We start from the raw sequence: 21,531 nt of genomic DNA on the forward strand, positions 1-21,531 counted from the left end.
CTTCTTGATGGAGGAAGCATGGATCATCGTTTGCTTGAAATCGTGGCTTGTCCAGTGTGTAACGGACGGCTGATTTTTGATAAAGAAAAGCAGGAACTGATTTGCAAAATCGAAGGGCTGGCTTACCCGGTGCGGGACGGCATTCCTGTTTTGCTGGAAAATGAAGCCCGCACGCTGGCGCCGGATGAGATCGCACAATGACGTTTACTGCAATTATTCCCGCCCGCTATGCATCCACCCGGTTACCGGGCAAGCCGCTGGCGGATATTCATGGCAAACCGATGGTGGTGCACGTGATGGAGCGCGCCCGCGAGTCTGGCGCCAGCCGTGTAGTCGTGGCGACCGATCACGCTGATGTCGCCCGCGCCATTGAACTGGCGGGCGGTGAAGTTTGCCTGACCAGCCCGGATCACAATTCCGGCACCGAGCGACTGGCTGAAGTGATCGACCGTTACGGTTTTGCCGATGATGAAATCATCGTCAACGTGCAGGGTGATGAGCCGCTGATTCCGCCGGTGATCATCCGTCAGGTGGCGGACAATCTGGCTGGTAGCCGCGCGGGTATGGCGACGCTAGCGGTGCCGATTACCACGTGTGAAGAAGCGTTCAACCCAAACGCGGTAAAAGTGGTGACGGATGCCGAAGGGTATGCGCTTTACTTTTCTCGCGCCACCATTCCGTGGGAGCGGGACCGGTTTGCCGAATCCCGTGATGCCATTGGCGACCATTTCCTGCGACATATCGGTATTTATGCCTACCGTGCCGGGTTTATCCGTCGGTATGTCGGCTGGGCGCCCAGCCAACTGGAGAAAATCGAAATGCTGGAGCAACTGCGTGTGCTTTGGTATGGCGAGAAAATCCATGTGGCGGTTGCTAAAGAAGTGCCGAGTGTGGGGGTGGACACGCCCGAAGATCTGGCACGCGTCAGAGCGGTGATGGCGGCAAACTGACACCCGCCTTTATTCTCATTTCCGATAAGCGTATGCGCTGCGAGCACATACGCTTTTTTTTATCCCACGTGTTGTCGGCTATTACTGTAGCCAGAAAGCCCGGTCAGAAATTCCGCTAATCAATTGACGCTATTGTTATGCCACGAATGGTATAGCTTAATTAATAAATTAATAAGCAGGAATAATAAAAATCCTTGCCGCAGGTGCGCAATTATTAATCATGGCTTATTATTGGTCGGCATTTATCCGATGGCGGTAAATGCTTTGGGTTTTGTTTTACTTAAGGATGGAGTGACACAATGAAAGTGAATAAAAAGTTTTTACCCGCAATAATTGGATTTGTACTCGCTGGGACGGCGGCACAGAGTTTGGCCGCTGAGTATTATCTGGCGCCGAACGGCAGCGATTCTGCCAACGGCAGCAAGAGCGCCCCCTGGAAATCTTTTGCTCGCGCACAGCAGACGCTCTCTCCCGGCGACCGCCTGTGGGTCCGCGGCGGAACCTACAACTTCACCGCCGGGCTTAACAGCTGCGCCAGCCAGACGGATATCGTGAACGCTATTACCCTGAATAAGAGTGGGACTTCGGGTAACCGCATCGAATACGTTGCTTATACCGGCGAAACACCCGTGTTTGATTTTAGCCAGATGAAAGATGATTGCCGCGTTAAAGGATTTAACGTAGTAGCAAGCTGGGTTACCCTCAGAGGGCTGGAAATCAAAGGGGTGCCGCAAAATAACAACAAGAACCACGAATCCTGGGGCGTGTGGATTAACGGCAGCAACAACCGTTTCGAACAACTCAACATCCACCACATCATGGGGACCGGGTTGTTTTTAAAGAACGGGGCCAACAACACCGTACTTAACACCGATTCTCATCATAATTATGACCCTCTGACTTCCAATGGCGCAGGCCAGAGTGGCGACGGTTTTGGCGCGCACATTGCCGCCAATATGCCGGGCAACGTTTTTAGCGGTTGCCGCGCCTGGGCCAACTCGGATGACGGCTTTGACCTGATCAACGCCTACTCTTCGGTGACGATTGAGAACTCCTGGGCCTGGTCGCACGGTTACCTGCCGGGCACCACCACGTCGCTGCCCGCCGGTAACGGCAACGGTTTCAAAGCCGGGGGCTACGGTGCTCAGTACGTGAGTAATGCGCCGAAGCACGTCGTGCGGAACTCGGTGGCGTTCCTGAACAAAGCCGCGGGTTTCTATGCCAACCATCATCCGGTGGCGAATGATTTCTTCAACAACACTTCGTTCAAAAACACCGTCAATTACAGCATGCGGGGCATTGATGCGAGCGGTAACGCAATCGCATTGGGCACGCTGCGCAACAACATTTCCTATGCCGCTCGCTCGCAATCGCTGGCCTACACCGATGGCGCCAACATGCGCTACAACTCCTGGAACTTCAGCAACGCGATTTCCGATACTGAATTCCAGAGTGTGTCCACCACGGGCTGGGATGCGGCGCGCCAGGCTGATGGTAGTCTGCCGGTGCTGAAGCACCTGCGTCTGGCGTCAGACAGCTGGATGGTCGACAAGGGCGGCGACGTTAAGATTGCCTATAAAGGCGCTGCGCCGGATCTGGGTGCGTTTGAACTGAAATAAGCGGCGAAACCGCTGCTATCCGCGGCACTTACCGAAGGGGCTGCCGGATGACGTAACGTATGCCCGCTTTAGCGGGCATTTTTTTGCCGATAACGACGGTAATAGCGGCCGGGACGCGCTGTCTATACGTAATAATCACATTTCGTTAACCGGCATGCGTCGCTACATATCCCGTTTTCTTTGATCTGTCTTTGGGAAATTGTTGTGTACTGCTCGCATGATAAGTGGCAAAGCGTGCCTGCAATAGCGAGATCTTGTCGCCTATGGAACTGTTAAAAGCCGAGTTGAGTACCGTGCTGGGCGAGTCGCTCAGTCGTCTTGAACGCATCAGTGAACAACCCTATGCGCATTTGTATGCCTTGTATGATCGCGCGGGCAACGCTATGCCGCTGCTGGCGAAAAGCTATATCTGCCAGGGGATCGCCGGGCAAGAGGCCTACAAGCTGACCATGCTGGCCCGGGAAGGCGAAGTCAGGCTGCCGACGGTCTACGGGATGGTGATGACCCATCAGACGCCTTATAAGGAACTGCTGCTTATCGAGCGCTTGCGCGGCGTGTCGGTAGAAGCGCCGACCCGTTCGCCTCAGCGTTGGACGCTGCTGATGGATCAGATTGTCGAAAGTATGCTGACCTGGCATCGGATCGATAGCCACGGTTGCGTCGGCACGGTGGACAGCACACAGGAAAACAGTTGGCCGAACTGGTATCGCCAGCGGCTGGAAGTACTGTGGGCTACGCTGATGAACGTCAACGCCGCGCAGTTGACGCAGCAGGATCGCGCCGTGCTGTACCGTTCCCGGCAGAGCCTGCCCGCGCTGTTTGCGGATTTCGATGACAATAGTGTATTGGTACACGGCAACCTGACTTTGCGCAGCATGCTGAAAGATCCGCGCAGTGATCAACTGTTGGCGATGATCAATCCCGGTATGATGCTGTGGGCGCCGCGTGAGTACGACCTGTTCCGATTGTGTGAAGAGCCTGGCATGCCGGAACAGCTGTTTTACCACTACCAGAAGCAGGCACCGCTGGCAGAATCCTTCGTCTGCCGCCGCTGGCTGTACATTTTATGGGCCGCGGTTTCCCGCTACATCCACACCGGGCAGTTGGATCGCCCTTTATTCGACACCGCGACCCGCGAACTGCTGCCCTGGCTGGAATAGCCGATGACGCGGGCGATCCTCGCCCGCCCGCGTGCAGGCATCAGGATTCCGGCGGCGGCGTGATGCCTTTCATTTGTTGCCAGATCAGACCCAATCCTTCATACCAGGCCCGCTCGCTGTGCGACAGATAGAGTGCGGACGGAAATACCCGCTCCCACGGATTAAGCGGCGACGTGATGGCCAACTGGTTGGCCGGCGCTGGGATCGGGTGCAGCCCGCGAGCCTGGAAAAATCGGATGGCGCGCGGCAGATGGTTGGCTGACGTCACTAGCAGGAACGGCTGTTTGCCGACCAGCGCTTCGGTTCCGGCCGCTTCTTCTTCGGTATCTCGCGCCTGATCCACTAACAGGATATCCTGCGCCGGGACGCCCAGACTTTCGGCGACGCGGGCCGCGGTGCTGGCGTTGGTAACGGGATTGCCCTGCGCGGCTGCGCCGGTGAAGATCAGCCTGGCGCCGGGATTGGCGCGCCATAGCCTGATGCCTTCGGTGACGCGCGCCAGGTTGTTGTTGATCAGGTTGGCGCTGGGGGGCCAGTCCGGGTTGAAGGTGTAACCACCGCCCAGCACTACAATGTAATTCACTTTGGGGAAATCCGGCGTCCAGGCGGGGTAACGGGATTCCAGCGGCAGCAACAGCCGATCGGCCACCGGTTGCAGGCTCAGCAACAGCAACGCCAGCCAGCCTCCGGTCAGCAGGATCCGGGCGGTTTTCTGCCAACGGGAAAACCACAGCAGGGCGAGGGCAAAGCCCATCATCAGCATCAGCAACGGTAGCGGCAATAACAGGCTACCGATGTATTTTTTGACGGCAAACAGCATAAAATAGCATCCACTTTGAGTGAAAAAACACCATACGGGTTAAATTAGGGTGTTCAGACCATTTATTCTAGGCCAGCCTGTGACAGAATGTCAGGTTCAGAGAAAAACCAGTTGTTTAGGTAGTGCAGTCACCCATCATGCGGAACCGTGGAATGCAGGATCGTAATTTTAACGATATCGCTGACAAGTTTGCCCGAAACATTTATGGCACCACCAAAGGGCGGCTGCGTCAGGCGGTATTGTGGCAGGATCTGGAAATCCTGCTGACGCGCCTGCCGTCGCGACCGCTGCGCATTTTGGATGCGGGCGGCGGCGAAGGGCCGATGTCTCGCCGTCTGGCTGCGTTAGGGCATCAGGTGTTGTTGTGCGATCTGTCCGATGAGATGATTGCGCGCGCCCGAGAGGCGGCGCAGGAGCACGGAGTGGCTGATAATATGCGCTTCGTGCGGTGCGCCGCGCAGGATGTCGGCGCGCATTTGTCGCAGCCGGTGGATCTGGTGCTGTTTCACGCCGTGCTGGAGTGGGTGGCGGAGCCGCAGCAGGCGTTGCGGGCGCTGACCGACTGTCTGGCGCCGGGCGGCGCGCTGTCGCTGATGTTTTACAACCATCAGGCGCTGGTGATGCGTAATATGGTGCTGGGCAATTTCGGCTATGTAGACGCCGGCATGCCCAAGCGCAAACGCCGTTCGCTGTCGCCGGATCACCCGCTTGACCCGCCGCAGGTCTACCAGTGGCTCGATGAACTGGGGCTACAACTGAGCGGCAAGACCGGCATACGGGTGTTTCATGATTACCTGCAAAACAAGCAACAACAGATTGACGATTTTGACCTGCTGCTGGCGCTGGAACAGCGCTACTGTCGGCAGGAGCCCTTTGTTAGCCTGGGGCGCTACATTCATGTTATGGCACACAAGCATGTCATGGCACACAAGCATGCCATGGCGCACAAGCATGTCATGGCGCACAAGCCCCCTGTGAAGGATGCATTATGAGTGATTTTTCCCAGACCGTACCCGAACTGGTTGCCTGGGCGAGAAAAAATGACTTCGCCATTACGCTGCCCACCGAGCGTCTGGCGTTTTTGCTGGCTATCGCCACCCTGAACGGCGAGCGCATGGACGGCGAAATGAGCGAGGGGGAACTGGTGGACGCCTTTCGTCACGTCAGTAAGGGCTTCGAGCAGACCAACGAAACCATTCCGGTGCGCGCCAATAATGCGATCAACGATCTGGTGCGTCAGCGTCTGATCAACCGTTTTACCAGCGAACTGGCGGACGGCAACGCGATTTACCGCCTGACGCCGCTGGGGATCGGCATCACTGATTATTACATTCGTCAGCGCGAGTTTTCCGCGCTGCGCCTGTCGATGCAACTGTCGATCGTGGCGCAGGAACTGGGGCGGGCGGCGGAAGCGGCCGAAGAGGGCGGCGATGAGTTCCACTGGCACCGCAACGTGTTCGCTCCGCTCAAGTATTCGGTGGCGGAGATTTTCGACAGCATCGACCTGTCGCAGCGGGTAATGGATGAGCAGCAGCAAGGAGTGAAAGAGAATATCGCCGGGCTGCTCAATCAGGACTGGCGCGCCGCGATTTCCAGTTGCGAAAAGCTGCTGACCGAGACTTCCGATACCCTGCGGGAATTGCAGGATACGCTGGAAGCGGCGGGCGACAAGCTACAGACCAGTCTGCTGCGTATTCAGGACGCCACGCTCGGTAAGGCGGAGCTGGCGTTTGTCGACAATCTGGTCTTCGACCTGCAGGGCAAACTCGACCGCATCATTAGCTGGGGTCAGCAGAGCATCGACCTGTGGATCGGCTACGACCGCCACGTGCACAAATTCATCCGTACCGCCATCGATATGGATAAAAACCGCGTGTTTTCGCAGCGTTTGCGCCAGTCGGTACAGAGCTATTTCGAGGCGCCGTGGGCGCTGACTTACGCCAATGCCGACCGTCTGCTGGATATGCGCGACGAGGAGCTGGCGCTGCGTTCCGAAGAGGTCACCGGCGAATTGCCGCCGGACCTGGAGTATGAAGCCTTCAGCGAAATCCGCGAGCAGATCGCCGCGATGATCGAGCAGGCGCTACAGAAATACAAACAGCAACAAATACCGCTTAATCTGGGCGACGTAGTGCGGGAGTACCTGACGCAGTACCCGCGCTCGCAGCATTTCGATGTTGCCCGAATCGTGGTCGACCAGGCGGTTCGCCTGGGCGTGGCCGAAGCTGATTTCACAGGATTGCCTGCGCTGTGGCAGGCAATCAATGATTACGGAGCCAAGGTGCAGGCCCATGTCATCGATAAATATTGAACAACACGTATCCGCGCGGCTGATGACCGCGCTTTCCAACACCTTGTTTCCGGCGCTGGACAGTCAGTTGCGCGCCGGACGCCATATTGGCGTGGAAGAACTGGAAAATCACGTTTTCCTGATGGATTTTCAGGATGAGCTGGAACAGTTTTACGGCCGTTACAACGTGGAGCTGATTCGCGCGCCGGAAGGCTTTTTCTACCTGCGCCCGCGCTCCACCACGCTGATCCCGCGTTCGGTGCTGTCCGAGCTGGACATGATGGTGGGCAAGATCCTGTGCTACCTCTACCTCAGCCCGGAACGGCTGGCGCACGAGGGGATTTTCAGCCAGCAGGAGCTGTATGAGGAACTGCTGAGCCTGGCGGACGAAAACAAACTGCTGAAGCTGGTGAACCAGCGTTCCACCGGGTCGGACCTCGACCGGCAGAAACTGCAGGAAAAAGTCCGCACCTCGCTCAACCGGTTACGCCGTCTCGGCATGATTTATTTCATGGGGGCCGACAGCAGCAAATTCCGCATTACCGAGGCGGTGTTCCGCTTCGGCGCCGATGTGCGCAGCGGCGACGATCCGCGTGAAGCGCAACTGCGGATGATTCGCGACGGCGAAGCCATGCCGGTTGATGGCAGCCTATCGCTGGACGATAGCGAGGACGGCGACGGCGCCGGCGATAACGCTTCCAGTGATGATCAACGTGCTGAGGATGAACAGGAATGATTGAACGCGGTAAATTTCGCTCACTGACGCTGGTTAACTGGAACGGTTTCTTTGCCCGCACCTTTGATCTGGACGAACTGGTTACCACCCTGTCCGGGGGCAACGGCGCCGGGAAATCCACCACTATGGCGGCGTTTATCACCGCGCTGATCCCGGACCTGACGCTGCTGCACTTCCGTAATACCACGGAAGCGGGCGCCACCAGCGGTTCCCGCGACAAGGGGCTGCACGGCAAGCTGCGCGCCGGCGTCTGTTACTCGGTGCTGGACGTGGTCAACTCCCGCCATCAGCGTGTGCTGGTCGGGGTTCGGTTGCAGCAGGTCGCCGGGCGCGACCGCAAGGTCGATATCAAACCCTTCACCATTCAGGGATTGCCGGTCGCCGTCTCGCCGACGCAAATCCTCACCCAGACGGTGGGCGAGCGTCAGGCGCGGGTCTTGTCATTGCAGGACGTGAAAGACCGGCTCGACGAGTACGAAGGCGTCCAGTTCAAGCAGTTCAACTCCATCACCGATTACCATTCGCTGATGTTTGACCTTGGCGTCGTGCCGCGTCGGCTGCGTTCGGCATCGGACCGTAGCAAGTTCTACCGCCTGATCGAAGCCTCGCTGTACGGCGGGATTTCCAGCGCCATCACCCGCTCGTTGCGCGATTACCTGTTGCCGGAAAACAGCGGGGTGCGCAAAGCCTTCCAGGATATGGAAGCCGCGCTGCGCGAAAACCGCATGACGCTGGAAGCGATTCGCGTTACCCAGTCGGACCGCGACCTGTTCAAGCACCTGATTTCCGAGGCCACCTCCTACGTGGCGGCGGATTACATGCGCCACGCCAACGAGCGCCGTATTCATCTGGATGGCTCGCTGGCGCTGAGACGTGAACTGTTCGCCAGCCGCAAGCAGTTGATTACCGAGCAGACCCGTCATGTGGAAATGGCGCGTGAGCTGCAAGAGCAAAGCGGCGCCGAAAGCGATCTGGAAACCGATTATCAGGCCGCCAGCGATCACCTCAATCTGGTGCAGACCGCGATGCGTCAGCAGGAGAAGATCGAGCGTTACAACGCCGATCTGGAAGAGCTGAGCTACCGACTGGAAGAGCAAAACGAGGTGGTGGAAGAGGCGCGCGATCAACTGGAAGAGAGCGAAGCCCGCGCTGATGCCGCTGAGCAGGAAGTGGACGAACTGAAAAGCCAACTGGCCGACTACCAGCAGGCGCTGGACGTGCAGCAGACGCGCGCCATTCAGTACAACCAGGCGCAGCAGGCGCTGGAGCGCGCCCGCAGCCTGTGCCAGGTGCCGGAACTGACGCCGGACAACGCCGATGAATGGCTAGACAGCTTCCAGGCCAAAGAGCAGGAAGCCACCGAACTGCTGTTGATGCTGGAGCAGAAACTGAGCGTGGCGGACGCCGCCAACAGCCAGTTCGAACAGGCGTACCAACTGGTGTGCCGCATTGCCGGCAGCATCAGCCGCAGCGAAGCCTGGGACGTGGCCCGCGACCTGCTGCGCGACAGTTCTTCCCAGCGTTATCTGGCCGAGCAGGTGCAGCCGCTGCGCATGCGGCTGTCGGAGCTGGAGCAACGCCAGCGCGAGCAGCAGGACGCCGAGCGTCTGTTGCAGGAGTTCGTTAAGCGCAGCGGTCAGGACTACCAGCCGGAAGATCTCGACGACCTGCAGCAGGAGCTGGAAGCCCGTATCGAAGACCTGTCCGTCCGCGTGTCGGAAGCCGGCGAGCACCGTCTGGCGCTGCGTCAGGAACTGGAACAAATTCAACAGCGTATCACGCAGCTGACCGCCCGCGCGCCGGTATGGCTGGCGGCGCAGGAAGCCCTGACCCAGCTTGGCGAGCAGAGCGGCGAAAACTTTGCCGACAGTCAGCAGGTCACCGAATTCATGCAGCAACTGCTGGAGCGTGAACGTGAAACCACGGTGGAGCGCGACAGCGTGGCGGTGCGCAAGCAGCAGGTGGATGCGCAGATTGAGCGCCTGAGCCAGCCGGGCGGTTCCGAAGATCCGCGCCTTAACGCGCTGGCGGAACGGTTTGGCGGGGTGCTGTTATCCGAAATTTATGACGACGTCACGCTGGATGACGCGCCGTACTTCTCCGCACTATACGGCCCGGCGCGTCATGCCATTGTGGTGGCGGATCTGTCGCTGGTGCGCGAACAGCTGGCCGGCCTGGACGATTGCCCGGAAGATCTCTACCTGATCGAAGGGGATCCGCAATCGTTCGACGACAGCGTGTTCGAAGCGGAAGAGCTGGAAAAAGCGGTGGTGGTGAAAATCGCCGAGCGCCAGTGGCGCTATTCGCGCTTCCCTGAGGTGCCGTTGTTCGGCCGCGCCGCACGCGAGCAGCGGCTGGAGGGGTTGCGTGAAGAGCGCGAGCAACTGGCCGAGCAGTACGCCACGCTGTCGTTTGACGTGCAGAAGATTCAGCGCCTGCATCAGGCGTTCAGCCGCTTTATCGGCAGCCACCTGGCGGTGGTGTTCGAATCGGATCCGGAAGCGGAGATGCGTCAGATCGGCAGCCGACGCAGCGAGCTGGAACGCGCCATCAGCAATTTCGATAACGAAAATCAGCAGCAGCGTCAGCAGTACGAACAAGCCAAAGAGCAGGCCGGCATGCTGAACCGCCTGATTCCGCGCATCAGTCTGCTGTGCGACGACGCGCTGGCGGATCGGGTGGAAGCGCTGCGCGAAGAGCTGGACGAAGCCGAAGAGGCGGCCCGTTTCATGCAGCAGCACGGCGCGTCGCTGGTGAAACTGGAACCGCTGGCGGCGGTGTTGCAGAACGACCCGCAACAGCATGAGCAGATGCGCGAAGATTACGCGCAGGCGCAGGCGGCGCAGCGCGCCGCCAAACAGCAGGCGTTCGCCCTGACCGAAGTGGTGCAGCGCCGCGCGCATTTCAGCTACACCGATTCGGCGGGCATGCTGAACGCCAACGCCGATCTCAACGATAAACTGCGTCAGCGGCTGGAGCAGGCGGAGCAGGAACGTACCCGCGCCCGCGAGCAACTGCGTCAGCAGCAGGCGCAACTGACCCAGTACAGCCAGTTGCAGGCGTCGCTGAAGAGCTCTTATGACGCCAAACGCGACATGCTGAAGGAGCTGACGCAGGAGCTGTCGGACATCGGCGTGCGCGCCGATGCGGACGCCGAAGCGCGCGCCCGTCAGCGCCGCGACGAACTGCACGCGGCGCTGAGCGCCAACCGTTCCCGCCGCAATCAACTGGAGAAACAGATCACCTTCTGTGAAGCGGAAATGGACGGCCTGCAGAAGAAACTGCGCAAGCTGGAGCGAGATTACCACGTGATGCGTGAGCAGGTGGTGACCGCCAAAGCGGGCTGGTGTGCGGTGATGCGGCTGGTGAAAGACAACGGCGTCGAACGCCGTCTGCATCGTCGCGAACTGGCGTACATGAACGGCGACGATCTACGCTCTATGTCGGATAAGGCGCTGGGGGCGTTGCGCCAGGCGGTGGCGGACAACGAACATCTGCGCGATGTGCTGCGCATGTCGGAAGACCCGAAACGGCCGGAGCGCAAAGTACAGTTCTACATCGCGGTGTACCAGCATCTGCGCGAGCGTATCCGTCAGGATATCATCCGCACCGATGACCCGGTGGAAGCCATCGAACAGATGGAGATCGAGCTGAACCGGCTGACCGAAGAGCTGACCGCCCGCGAGAAGACGCTGGCGATCAGTTCCCGCAGCGTGGCGAACATCATCCGCAAGACCATTCAGCGCGAGCAGAACCGCATCCGCATGCTCAACCAGGGGCTGCAGGCGGTCGCGTTCGGTCAGGTGAAGAGCGTGCGGCTGAACGTCAACGTCCGTGAGACCCACACCACGCTGCTCAATGTGCTGTCCGAGCAGCAGGAACTGCATCAGGACCTGTTCAACAGTACCCGCCTGACCTTCTCCGAAGCGCTGGCGAAGCTGTATCAGCGCCTGAACCCGGAAATCGACATGGGGCAGCGCACGCCGCAGACCATCGGCGAAGAGCTGCTGGATTACCGCAACTATCTGGAGATGGAAGTGGAAGTCAACCGCGGCGCCGACGGCTGGCTGCGCGCCGAGAGCGGGGCGCTGTCCACCGGCGAGGCCATCGGTACCGGGATGTCGATTCTGGTGATGGTGGTGCAGAGCTGGGAAGAAGAATCCCGTCGCCTGCGTGGCAAGGACATTTCGCCGTGCCGTCTGCTGTTCCTCGACGAAGCGGCGCGTCTGGACGCCAAATCCATCGCCACCTTGTTCGAACTGTGCGAACGGCTGGAAATGCAGCTGATTATCGCCGCGCCGGAGAACATCAGCCCGGAAAAAGGCACCACCTACAAGCTGGTGCGAAAAGTGTTCCAGAACCACGAGCACGTGCACGTGGTCGGGCTGCGCGGATTTGGCGCCGAAACGAAAGAGAATCTGCCGACGCCGTAATCTCCTGGCGTCACTCTCCTCGGCATAACGCTCCTCTGCATAATAATGCGCCATACCGTCGGTATGGCGCATTGTCCCTCGCGATTCCCGTCTCTTCGCCGGTGCGGCATTTTCGTCTGCGCCTGCCGTGTTTTCATCCGAATGCGATTTTCCCCTTGGCAGGCGCGGCGTTTCGCCGAGTCATACCGGCCTGCGTTACGTAATTTCTCTGTGGGCGTCAGCGCGGTGATAGTGCGGCGATCGCTGTTCCTCACCGCGCTGGCAATGCTATTCCGATGTGCAGACTCATGGAGATGAACATGGTAGACAGACTGACACCCTATAAACTGGCACCGCTGGCGGATGACGCGGTAGTGTCAAATTACGTGAAGAACATCAGCAATTACGTGATGACCAACAACCCGAACGCCGAAGGGTATAACGCCCTGAACAAGTCGGGCATTCTGCTACAAACGCATGAAACGAAAAGATTTGGTCACAATGCGATTTCCGCAGGCAAAGCCATCGGCACGATTCTGATCATTTCCAACCAACTGATGAGCGGGCTGGCGACCATGAAGGCGTGGGCGAAGACGTTGAGTGACGCCGCGACGTCGGATGCAGTGAGATTTCAGAATGTCGAATGGCTGATCCATCTTCACCTGAATTCACCCTTGATGAATGACTGGGCTATCACCACCGGGGCGGCGAACCTGATCAAAGAGCTAGAGGCGCAGGGAAAAGGAACGGTAAAAATCCGTTTTGCCATTGATTGCAGCGCCTGGTTGATGAACCGGGAGCATCGGAAACTGGACGATGCCGTCGCGCCCGCCGACGCAGATTTATCGAAAGTGAAAGGCAAATTGTCGTTGCGGGAGAGTCGGTTGAAAACCATACCCTATGGGCTGCTGCGAGCGTTTGGTTTGCACAAAGCTATGTTGCTGAATAATCGCCCCCAGAATGCTGCCGACGAAGCCCGCGACCTTTACCTGATTGTCGATGTGGAGCCGGGCGAGGCGTTGGTTCCTTATTTGGATACGCCGGATAAAGAGATTAGCAGCAACCGTGCGAAGTGCTTTCTGGCAACCTGGAATATGCTGAACAGCGGTCGCAAAGTGGTCTATAACCGGTTGCAGTGGTTACCGCATTATGCCGGTAGCATGGCGTCGGAATGGTACAACATGAAATACCCTGACGGCGCGCCGATGGATAGCGTGAATGGCAAAGATATCCGAATCATCAAGAGCAATGAAACCAAGTTGAAAGTCGAGCTGGAGGTGAAAACCTGCATGGATAAACTGACCGCGTTCCTGAATACCGCTGGTGTTGCCAGCCCTTATCCTAGCGAGCCTTTGCTGGGGTTCAGCATAAAGGATTATGCGTCTCCGCAGGTGATCACGGCGATGCCGGGAACGACGGCTAAATCGAAGGTAGGAGCCGAACGGGAGTTCATTCTGGGCGGCAAGGCGGTGGCTTATGTGGAAGTGTGTGATGTCATGGGGCTCGGTGCCGGTGAAGGGCAGTCCCTGAAAGCGCATGTGGGGGGCAATAACGCGGACTATACCGCCACTCGGATTTGGACCTCCTCATGGGGAGCCTTAAAGGATATTGTCGCCAGCAAGCTGCGTCTGGAACGGGTGGAGTCCGGCGGTACGGTCAGCTATGAGGCCAAAGCGAAGATAACCGTGCAGGATCTGAAGGATATGGGTGGGGTCTATGTGGGCACAGATCCGGGAACGACCGTTATCGTTGATTTCTGAGTGACGCACGCCGTCGTCGGGGCGGTATAATATTGATAACAAACCTATTCGGGCTGAGTGATACAGCCCGATTTTTATGGCGAAATGTATCAGGACGAATAAATTGAATATCAATGCATTACCTCTGGATGCCAACATCAATGGCTGGTCGGCGATGTTGCCGCCGCGAGTAGCGAAGCCGGCGCTGCGCCAGTCGATCACCGCCGACTGGCTGGTGATTGGCGCAGGTTACGCCGGGCTGGCGTTTGCCCGCCGGATAGCGGAAAACCGCCCGCATGAGCAGGTGGTGGTGTTGGATGCCGTTGACGTCGATGACAGCGCGTCCGCGCGCAATTCCGGGTTCGCCATCGACCTGCCGCACAATATCGGCAGTTCCACCGCGGAACTGGAAAAAGCCGCCAACTATCGCCGCCTGCTGCACGCCGGGTTAGCGCAACTGGAAACGCTCATCGCTCGTTACGGCATTGATTGCGACTGGAACCGCCACGGTAAGTATCATTGTATTGTTCGTCCTGAACTGAATGGATTGCTGGAACAGTACACCCACGAATTGCAGGCGTTGTCAGAACCCTACCAGCTATTGCAGGGCGATGCGCTGGCTCGCAAGCTGGGTACGTCCTATTACCATGCGGCGATCCATACGCCAAATTGCGTGTTGCTTAACCCGGCGGCATTGGTACGGGGGCTGGTGGATAGCCTGCCCGACAACGTAACGCTGTATGAGCGCTTGCCGGCGCTGGAGATTCAGCCCGGCAAAACGGTGCGGGTGCGCACGCCTTACGGCGAGGTGCGTGCCAGGCAGTTGATGGTGGCGACTAACGGCTGCGCCCGGCAACTGCCGATGTTCTCCCGTCAGGTGGTGGGGTTGTCGACGTTTGCCACGCTTACTGAACCGCTGACGGCGGAGCAGCAACAGCGTATCGGCCAGATTGACGAGTGGGGGATGACGCCGGCCAATGCCATTGCGGGCGCCACGCTGCGCTATACCCGCGATCACCGCTTCCTGATTCGCCAGCATGTGACCTATGTGCCGAGTTACACTGTCACGTCACGCTACACCGCGGAGATAACGCGACGACATCAGGCGATCTTCCTGTCCCGCTTCCCGCAACTGGCCGAGGTGTCGATCGCCCATACCTGGTCCGGCATGATCAGCGTCACTCGTAATGGTGCGCCGGGTTGGGGAAAATACAGTGATAATCTGTATGCCGCCGTGGGGTGCAACGGCGCCGGCATCTCTAAGCAGACCATTGCCGGCAGCACGCTGGCGGACCTGGCGACCGGCGTCGATAATCCGCTGATTGCCGATATGCAGGCGCTAGGTCAACCCAGCTATATTCCGCCGCGTCCGTTGCTCGATATGGGCGTGCGCGGCAGTATTCTGAAAGAACGTTGGTTGGGGCGGAAGGAATAATCAGCCAGAACGCCGCTACGGATGGCGGCGGATCAAACCAGAATGATATTTCCCTCCATAACGGCGTCTCTGGGGTTGAATTTTCCGGGCGTTATTTTTATCAGCCAGATTCAGGCTTTTGTATGGCGTTGTCCTGTTGTATTTGCAGCAGGATGGCCCGGTAAAGCGCTTTAACTCGCGCCAACTGGTGCGGCCCCAGCGCGGCATAATTGTTTAACCCCGGTACGGAATTGATTTCGATAATATTCCAGAGTTGCGCACCGGCATCTGTAGATAAGTCATGGCAAATAATATCAACGCCGGCGAGACGAAGCCCTAACGACTCGGTGGCGGCAATCGCCAGCGCGGCAAAACTGTGGTGAATGGCGTCGGTAATATCCACCGAGGTGCCGCCGGTGGAGAGATTGGCGTTATCCAGCAGAAATGTTTTTTGCCCCGCCGGCAGAATGGTTTTCCGGTTCAGACCCAGGTCGGCCAGTTTGATATCAATGCGTGGGTCGCGTGGATCAATCTGGCTACTGGGGCGCCCGTGCAGGGGCAGAGTATGCTGCGTCGCGACCAGCAGTTGCTGGACAGTCTGGTTGCCGTCGCCATAGACCGCCAGCGGAAATCGTTCGTACGCCGAAATAACGGTGTCACCCAGCACCACCACCCGGTAATCCCGGCCTTGGCATTCCTGCTCCACCAGCAGCACATCCGTGCGGGAAAAAAGGCGGCGGCAGATGGCCGACATCGATTGCATCTCATAAACTTTCGTTACCCCAGCGCCCTGGCTCAGGTTGTTGGGTTTAACAAACACCGGGAGCCCCAGCGACCCGGCAAACTGCGCGGCGTCTTCAATGCCTCTTCGGTTCTCCCGCGCCAGTTTTTTATTGAGTGCTTTCGAAAAAAATGTTTTCCCTCGCGGTACGTTAAATCCTTTCTTTTGAAGAAGATATTTGGTGTAGAACTTGTCCTGTGCGATAGCTGAAGAGGCGGAAGGGTTAAGGTTGAGATTGGTGTTTTTAAATAGATGTGTCTTTCCGTCAGGAAATATTATTTCACCGACGAAGTTGAATTCCGGCTCGAACTCGATCTGAATGCCTAATGTGGGGGCTATTTCTGATAGCAAAGCGGAAACAAAGGGATAATTCATTTTTCATCTCGCTATACAGTGTATTTCCGATAATGACATTGTCTTAGGCGTTATTATCGCAACGAGGAGTGGGAGATGAAATGCACCGGAATAAAATCAGAGTGGTCTGAGCGAAAATAACGCGAGGTTGAAGTGGTTGGCTGATAAAAAAGACAAATAAAAGAATATCCTCGATAAAAAAATATCTTCGCCATTGTATCTTGTGATGAATGGAATAAAACGCTTGACCTTCCCGTTACTGGAAGGTGCAGTCTGCCAGTCATCACCAACCTTATTCCCGCATGATATCTGCATGGAGGAGAGACGTATGCGTCGCCGCGAGTTTATCAAATTGAGCGCTATGCTGGGAGTATCCAGTCTGCTGCCCTGGTGGAGCCGTTCCGCATGGGCCGCCGAACGGCCGGCTTTGCCGGTGCCGCCATTGCTGGCGCCGGATGCGGGCGGCAATATCACCCTGAAATTGCAGACCGGCAGCATGCGTTGGCTGCCGGGCATGGATACCGCCACCTGGGGCGTTAACGGTGGTTTTTTGGGGCCGGCGTTGCAACTGGAGCAAGGGCAGGCGGTGACCCTCAACGTCACCAATACTCTGCCTGAAACCACCACGCTGCACTGGCATGGACTGGAGATTCCAGGCGATGCCGATGGCGGCCCGCAGGCGGAGATCGCGCCGGGCAAAACCTGGACCGCGGCGTTCCGGGTAGCGCAACCAGCGGCGACGGCGTGGTTTCATCCGCATACCCACGGGGTGACCGGTCTTCAGGTAGCGATGGGGCTGGGCGGCCTGATTTTGATTCAGGACACCGCCAGCCGGGCGTTGTCGCTGCCGTCGCAGTGGGGCGTGGACGATATTCCGTTGATCCTGCAGGACAAACGTCTGGATGCGAAAGGGCAGATTGATTACCAGTTGGATGTGATGTCGGCAGCGGTCGGCTGGTTTGGCGAGGTGATGCTGACCAACGGCGCGCGCTATCCGCAGCATGCCGCGCCGCGCGGGTGGCTGCGCTTGCGGATCCTGAACGGTTGTAACGCGCGATCGCTGACGCTGGCGGCCAGCGACGGCCGAGCGCTGTATGTGATTGGCAGCGATGGCGGTCTGCTGGCGGAGCCGGTGCAAGTGAGCGCATTGAGCGTGCTGATGGGCGAGCGCTTTGAGGTATTGGTGGATGCGCGTGACGGTAAGGCGTTCGATATGGTGACGCTACCGGTTACGCAGATGGGGATGAGCGTGCCGCCGTTTGATCAGCCCGTGCCGGTATTGCGTATTCAGCCAACGCTGCAACCCGGTGCCGGCACGTTGCCGGAAACGCTGGCGGCACTGCCGGCGCTGCCGTCAACCTCGGGGCTGAAAACGCGCCAGCTACAGCTGGCGATGGATCCGCAGCTCGACATGTTGGGCATGCAGGCGCTGATGCAGCGCTATGGCATGCAGGCCATGGCAGGCATGGATATGACGGGGCACGGTGCGATGCAAGGGATGTCGCATGGCGGCGAGATGAATATGTCATCATCCGCAATGCAGCACGGCGGTATGAACATGAATCATGGCGCCATGAAGCAGGGAGGCATGAACCACGGCGGTATGAACCACCAGACAGGGCAGGCGCCGTTGGATATCCTGTCCGGCAACCGCATCAATGGCGTGGCGTTCCAGATGGGGCAGCCGATGTTTGACGTCCGACGCGGCGATGTTGAGGTGTGGAACATTTCCGGGCAAGGCGACATGATGCTGCATCCCTTTCATATTCACGGCACCCGTTTTCGCATCCTGTCGGAAAATGGCAAACCGCCCGCCGCACACCGGCGTGGCTGGAAAGACATTGTGCATGTGGAAGGATCGCACAGCGAGGTGCTGGTGCAGTTCAATCATCCGGCGCCGAAAGAGCGGGCATTTATGGCGCACTGCCATTTGCTGGAGCATGAAGACACCGGCATGATGATGTCGTTTACCGTATCCTGATACCGCCACAAAGGCGATGTCCGTGCATTAACGGCCTTTACGCGCTGGCGTCGGACATCGCTCTGGCCTGTTCTTCCTGACGTTGATCAAAGACTTCCCGCGCCTGCGCTACCTGCGGCAGGTATTCCACCGTCCAGCGGTAAAGCGCCCGAAACGGCTCTTTTAGGGTATGCCCGAGCGGCGTGATGTGGTACTCCACCGCAATCGGCGAGAAGGCCAACACCCGGCGTTCCACAATGCCGTTGCGTTCCAGCTTTCGCAGACACTGCGTCAGCGCCTTTTGCGTGATGCCTTCCAGGCTGCGCTTGATTTCGTTAAAGCGCAGCGGCTTCTCACACAGCGCGCCCAGCACCAGCACCGACCATTTATCGGCGATCTGTTCCAGCAAAAAACGGCTGGGGCAGTTGGCGTGGGAGTAAGGGGATGCGCAAGATTTCAGCATGGTGGTTTCCTGTAGGCTACCTGGTAGCATTTATGTGCCTGATTGACACCCGGTTTACATTGTATACCATCACGGATTCATGCCCAAGGAGATGAATCACATGGCCAATACTGATGTTCTGTTCCGTCCTTTTACGCTGAAAACACTGGAATTAAAAAACCGTATTGTGATGGCGCCGATGACCCGCAGCTTCGCACCTGAGGGTATTCCGGGCGATGATATTGCCGCCTATTACCGCCGCCGGGCGGAGGGCGAGGTGGGGTTGATTCTGTCGGAAGGCACCGTGGTGGATCGTCCCGGTTCGCGCAACCACCCCGGCATTCCGTTCTTCCACGGCGAACGCGCGCTGAACGGCTGGCAGAAAGTCATTAACGAGGTTCATGCCGCCGGCGGCAAAATGGGGCCGCAGATATGGCACGTCGGTTCGGCACCGTATCCCGGTGTGGAGTGGGAAGCGGATTACATCGAAAGCCCGTCCGGTTTGTTCTCGCCGGAGGTAGAGCGCGGTCATGCCATGACCGATGAAGATATTGCCGATACCATTTCCGCGTTTGGCTGCGCCGCTGCCGACGCGAAACGTCTGGGCTTTGATACGCTGGAGCTGCACGGCGCGCACGGCTACCTGATTGACCAGTTCTTCTGGGGAGGAACCAACCAGCGTGCCGATGCGTTCGGCGGCGCGACGGTCAAACAACGCGCACGGTTTGCCGCTGAGGTGGTGAAGAGCGTCCGCGAAGCGGTGGGGCCGGATTTCCCGCTGATTCTGCGCGTCAGTCAGTGGAAACAGCAGGATTACAGCGCCCGTCTGGCGCCGACTCCGCTGGCGCTGGAAGACTGGCTGGCGCCGCTGGTGTCCGCCGGTGTGGATATTCTGCACTGTTCCCAGCGTCGTTTCTGGGAACCGGAATTCCCGGATGTGGATGGCGAGAACGGCCTGAACTTCGCCGGCTGGGCGAAGAAAGTGACCGGTGCGGCCACGATCAGCGTGGGTTCCGTCGGGCTGTCGGATGAATTCTTCAGCGCCTTTGCCGGCAAAGGCTCCAACCCGGCTGGTCTCGATAAGCTGCTGGAACGCATGGCACGTGATGAGTTTGATTTGATCGCGGTGGGGCGTGCGCTGCTGACCGATCCAAACTGGGCGGCGAAAGTCCGTCAGCAGGAACTGGAAGCCCTCAAAGGGTTCGAGCCGGCGTCTCTCGGCCAGTTGGTGTAAGCATTACAAGGCCCCGGTGTGCCGGGGCCATCGTTTATGGGTTGGTTATAATATTTACGGTTATAAATATCTATAGGTTATAAACATCTATGGGTTATAAACATCTACGAGCTATAACATCCGAATCGCGGCGTTGACGACAAAGCGGCTCTCTTCGCTGATGGAGCAGTCTTCCGGAATATCCGTAGACTGACGGACGATCTGCCAGGCATCGTGCTCTTGGTCGTTCAGACACACCTCTTCCTGCATCACGTCGACCAAAAAATTCCACTGGCGAACTTTCTCGTTAACCGGCGCCAGATAATCGAAAAAACCCAGATAGTGGCGGATATAACGTAACCGCAGGCCGGTTTCTTGCTGCAATTCTCGCATCAGCGTGGCAAGCAGGTTGTGATCGCCGGGCTCGCGGCTGCCGCCGGGGATCTCCCAGTGGCCGGGCTGCACCGGATCGTTGGCGCTGCGGCGTACCAGCAGGATTCCGCCCCGGAATACTACTGCGGCAGCCATTGTCTGACGGGTAATCCCTTCCTGTTGCGCCTGAAATTCAAACTGACACAACATCCTGGTGTAGGTGCTGTCCTGGGGTGAAAACAAAAACATGCTGTATACCTGCACTGGGGTGAATAGGGTATGTCCAACCGGGCATGCTAGCGATCCGGGATGACAGTGATATTTCACATATAGAATAAATACAATAGAAATCTTTACAAAAGTAAATATTGTTATTCGATGTGTAGGCGTTAATTGACATAAGCCCACCGGCAAGGCGGGCTAAAAGGCGCGTTTGAGCATGCGATCAGCGCGGTAAAGCAGGTTAACGCACGTTAGGGACGCGAATATTGCCGTCGCGACACTGGGTTTTTACCGCTTTACCGCAGGATTGGGCGTTCAGGTTTTTGTCCATACAGACGCGGATTTCAGACAGTTCCGGGCCGCTGCAAATCGCGACGATACTCCCTTGCGCAAGCGTGGGGTTGCTCTGATGAAACGCGGTCAGAATCCGCTGCGCCGTCAGTTGTAACGGTTTGGTCGGTGCCTGGAAACTGGCCGGAATCTTCACCTTGGTCAACGCATTATCTGCCGCTTGCAGGTAACCGTTCGCTCCCAGTCCGCTACAGGTGCCGTGCTTGCTCCATTCGTGGGTGAGCAGGGCATCGGTGGGGAACAGGGTATTACCGTATTTGCGCTCCTGCGCGGTGAGTGCGGTAATCGGCGGGCAGTCCTGCGGCCAACCGCCGTTGGCATATTGCGGCCATAACCCGTGCAACACAAAGCCATACCCTTTGGTGCATTGCTCGTTATTGGCGTGGGTCAGGCAAAAGGTGGGCGACCAGGATAAGGTCAGCAGGTAGTAATCAAATACGCCTGCCTGACCTTTAGCCTGAACGGTGGGACTGGATATGATGCCGACAGCCAGCATCAATCCGGCCAGCAACGAACCAATTTTCTTCATAACCCTCTCCTGTCGTATATCTCTGTGTGTCAGGCACGCATTATCGTGCCCAATTTATGTTGATGAGCGCATCCGGATGCTACAGGCGCAGCCGGACAGCGGATAAATAATCAATAAACCCTTGCCATTGACCTTATTTTTTAAGATCGAAAATGGAGAATAAATAG

General features: G+C 57.9%; 17 protein-coding genes. 12 read left to right on the forward strand and 5 right to left on the reverse strand.

Features of this window, described 5'->3' with window-relative positions; all coding sequences use genetic code 11:
* Positions 1-18: 18 nt before the first annotated feature.
* The 4 genes from DDA898_RS10100 to DDA898_RS10115 all read left to right on the forward strand — a co-directional run bounded on the left by DDA898_RS10100 (position 19) and on the right by DDA898_RS10115 (position 3,729).
* A complete protein-coding gene (locus DDA898_RS10100) occupies positions 19-201 on the forward strand; it encodes a Trm112 family protein (RefSeq protein ID WP_013317752.1) in 183 nt (60 codons plus the stop codon).
* On the forward strand, positions 198-950 hold the full coding sequence (kdsB, locus tag DDA898_RS10105; RefSeq protein ID WP_038901097.1) for a 3-deoxy-manno-octulosonate cytidylyltransferase: 753 nt from the start codon (positions 198-200) through the stop codon (positions 948-950). Before DDA898_RS10100 ends, kdsB begins: the two co-directional genes overlap by 4 nt.
* Before the next feature lie 299 nt (positions 951-1,249).
* On the forward strand, positions 1,250-2,569 hold the full coding sequence (pelN, locus tag DDA898_RS10110) for a pectate lyase PelN (protein WP_013317754.1): 1,320 nt from the start codon (positions 1,250-1,252) through the stop codon (positions 2,567-2,569).
* A gap of 263 nt (positions 2,570-2,832) precedes the next feature.
* Positions 2,833-3,729, forward strand: coding sequence for a YcbJ family phosphotransferase (locus DDA898_RS10115; RefSeq protein WP_038911128.1), 897 nt, complete (start codon positions 2,833-2,835; stop codon positions 3,727-3,729).
* 40 nt (positions 3,730-3,769) lie between these two features.
* Here the strand turns inward: DDA898_RS10115 and elyC are convergent, their stop codons facing one another.
* On the reverse strand, positions 3,770-4,549 hold the full coding sequence (gene elyC / locus DDA898_RS10120; RefSeq protein WP_038911129.1) for an envelope biogenesis factor ElyC: 780 nt from the start codon (positions 4,547-4,549) through the stop codon (positions 3,770-3,772).
* A gap of 152 nt (positions 4,550-4,701) precedes the next feature.
* Between elyC and cmoM the strand changes: the two genes are divergently transcribed.
* The 6 genes from cmoM to DDA898_RS10150 all read left to right on the forward strand — a co-directional run bounded on the left by cmoM (position 4,702) and on the right by DDA898_RS10150 (position 15,161).
* On the forward strand, positions 4,702-5,541 hold the full coding sequence (gene cmoM / locus DDA898_RS10125; RefSeq protein ID WP_038911130.1) for a tRNA uridine 5-oxyacetic acid(34) methyltransferase CmoM: 840 nt from the start codon (positions 4,702-4,704) through the stop codon (positions 5,539-5,541).
* Positions 5,538-6,860: a chromosome partition protein MukF gene (gene mukF / locus DDA898_RS10130; RefSeq protein WP_013317758.1), complete on the forward strand. Its 1,323-nt coding sequence runs from the start codon at positions 5,538-5,540 to the stop codon at positions 6,858-6,860. Before cmoM ends, mukF begins: the two co-directional genes overlap by 4 nt.
* Positions 6,841-7,575, forward strand: coding sequence for a chromosome partition protein MukE (gene mukE / locus DDA898_RS10135; protein ID WP_013317759.1), 735 nt, complete (start codon positions 6,841-6,843; stop codon positions 7,573-7,575). Before mukF ends, mukE begins: the two co-directional genes overlap by 20 nt.
* Positions 7,572-12,008 (forward strand): chromosome partition protein MukB, encoded by a 4,437-nt coding sequence (gene mukB, locus DDA898_RS10140; protein WP_038911131.1) that lies wholly within the window; start codon positions 7,572-7,574, stop codon positions 12,006-12,008. Before mukE ends, mukB begins: the two co-directional genes overlap by 4 nt.
* 299 nt (positions 12,009-12,307) lie before the next feature.
* The gene (locus DDA898_RS10145; protein WP_038911132.1) at positions 12,308-13,747 is read left to right on the forward strand and encodes a hypothetical protein; all 1,440 of its coding nucleotides are present in this window, start codon (positions 12,308-12,310) and stop codon (positions 13,745-13,747) included.
* A 103-nt stretch (positions 13,748-13,850) separates the two neighbouring features.
* The gene (locus DDA898_RS10150) at positions 13,851-15,161 is read left to right on the forward strand and encodes an NAD(P)/FAD-dependent oxidoreductase (protein WP_038911133.1); all 1,311 of its coding nucleotides are present in this window, start codon (positions 13,851-13,853) and stop codon (positions 15,159-15,161) included.
* Positions 15,162-15,261: 100 nt separating this feature from the next.
* Here the strand turns inward: DDA898_RS10150 and DDA898_RS10155 are convergent, their stop codons facing one another.
* The gene (locus tag DDA898_RS10155; protein ID WP_038911134.1) at positions 15,262-16,296 is read right to left on the reverse strand and encodes a cyanophycin synthetase; all 1,035 of its coding nucleotides are present in this window, start codon (positions 16,294-16,296) and stop codon (positions 15,262-15,264) included.
* Positions 16,297-16,603: 307 nt separating this feature from the next.
* Between DDA898_RS10155 and cueO the strand changes: the two genes are divergently transcribed.
* Positions 16,604-18,256 carry a multicopper oxidase CueO gene (cueO, locus tag DDA898_RS10160; protein WP_038911136.1) on the forward strand — a complete coding sequence of 551 codons (1,653 nt, stop codon included), beginning with the start codon at positions 16,604-16,606 and terminating at the stop codon, positions 18,254-18,256.
* A gap of 37 nt (positions 18,257-18,293) precedes the next feature.
* Here cueO and DDA898_RS10165 read toward each other — a convergent pair whose 3' ends face one another.
* Entirely contained in the window at positions 18,294-18,698 is a 405-nt protein-coding gene (locus DDA898_RS10165; RefSeq protein WP_236615328.1) for a winged helix-turn-helix transcriptional regulator, read from the reverse strand.
* Between the two features lie 100 nt (positions 18,699-18,798).
* Between DDA898_RS10165 and DDA898_RS10170 the strand changes: the two genes are divergently transcribed.
* Positions 18,799-19,911 carry an NADH:flavin oxidoreductase gene (locus DDA898_RS10170; RefSeq protein WP_038911138.1) on the forward strand — a complete coding sequence of 371 codons (1,113 nt, stop codon included), beginning with the start codon at positions 18,799-18,801 and terminating at the stop codon, positions 19,909-19,911.
* A gap of 111 nt (positions 19,912-20,022) precedes the next feature.
* Here DDA898_RS10170 and DDA898_RS10175 read toward each other — a convergent pair whose 3' ends face one another.
* Together DDA898_RS10175 and DDA898_RS10180 are read right to left on the reverse strand one after the other, a co-directional pair.
* Positions 20,023-20,511: an NUDIX hydrolase gene (locus DDA898_RS10175; protein ID WP_033111831.1), complete on the reverse strand. Its 489-nt coding sequence runs from the start codon at positions 20,509-20,511 to the stop codon at positions 20,023-20,025.
* A 214-nt stretch (positions 20,512-20,725) separates the two neighbouring features.
* On the reverse strand, positions 20,726-21,364 hold the full coding sequence (locus DDA898_RS10180) for a ribonuclease T2 family protein (RefSeq protein WP_038911139.1): 639 nt from the start codon (positions 21,362-21,364) through the stop codon (positions 20,726-20,728).
* Positions 21,365-21,531 lie beyond the last annotated feature (167 nt).

This window comes from Dickeya dadantii NCPPB 898, from assembly GCF_000406145.1.
GTDB classification, from domain to species: Bacteria; Pseudomonadota; Gammaproteobacteria; order Enterobacterales; family Enterobacteriaceae; genus Dickeya; species Dickeya dadantii.

Excerpts from the sequence above, each read along its gene's own strand:
- cmoM (WP_038911130.1), top strand. The coding sequence starts at position 4,702 with ATGCAGGATCGTAATTTTAACGATATCGCTGACAAGTTTGCCCGAAAC.
- DDA898_RS10115 (WP_038911128.1), top strand. The coding sequence starts at position 2,833 with ATGGAACTGTTAAAAGCCGAGTTGAGTACCGTGCTGGGCGAGTCGCTC.
- elyC (WP_038911129.1), bottom strand. The coding sequence starts at position 4,549 with ATGCTGTTTGCCGTCAAAAAATACATCGGTAGCCTGTTATTGCCGCTA.
- DDA898_RS10175 (WP_033111831.1), bottom strand. The coding sequence starts at position 20,511 with ATGTTTTTGTTTTCACCCCAGGACAGCACCTACACCAGGATGTTGTGT.
- DDA898_RS10145 (WP_038911132.1), top strand. The coding sequence starts at position 12,308 with ATGGTAGACAGACTGACACCCTATAAACTGGCACCGCTGGCGGATGAC.
- cueO (WP_038911136.1), top strand. The coding sequence starts at position 16,604 with ATGCGTCGCCGCGAGTTTATCAAATTGAGCGCTATGCTGGGAGTATCC.
- DDA898_RS10155 (WP_038911134.1), bottom strand. The coding sequence starts at position 16,296 with ATGAATTATCCCTTTGTTTCCGCTTTGCTATCAGAAATAGCCCCCACA.
- mukB (WP_038911131.1), top strand. The coding sequence starts at position 7,572 with ATGATTGAACGCGGTAAATTTCGCTCACTGACGCTGGTTAACTGGAAC.
- DDA898_RS10100 (WP_013317752.1), top strand. The coding sequence starts at position 19 with ATGGATCATCGTTTGCTTGAAATCGTGGCTTGTCCAGTGTGTAACGGA.
- DDA898_RS10165 (WP_236615328.1), bottom strand. The coding sequence starts at position 18,698 with ATGCTGAAATCTTGCGCATCCCCTTACTCCCACGCCAACTGCCCCAGC.
- kdsB (WP_038901097.1), top strand. The coding sequence starts at position 198 with ATGACGTTTACTGCAATTATTCCCGCCCGCTATGCATCCACCCGGTTA.
- DDA898_RS10170 (WP_038911138.1), top strand. The coding sequence starts at position 18,799 with ATGGCCAATACTGATGTTCTGTTCCGTCCTTTTACGCTGAAAACACTG.
- mukF (WP_013317758.1), top strand. The coding sequence starts at position 5,538 with ATGAGTGATTTTTCCCAGACCGTACCCGAACTGGTTGCCTGGGCGAGA.
- mukE (WP_013317759.1), top strand. The coding sequence starts at position 6,841 with ATGTCATCGATAAATATTGAACAACACGTATCCGCGCGGCTGATGACC.
- DDA898_RS10180 (WP_038911139.1), bottom strand. The coding sequence starts at position 21,364 with ATGAAGAAAATTGGTTCGTTGCTGGCCGGATTGATGCTGGCTGTCGGC.
- pelN (WP_013317754.1), top strand. The coding sequence starts at position 1,250 with ATGAAAGTGAATAAAAAGTTTTTACCCGCAATAATTGGATTTGTACTC.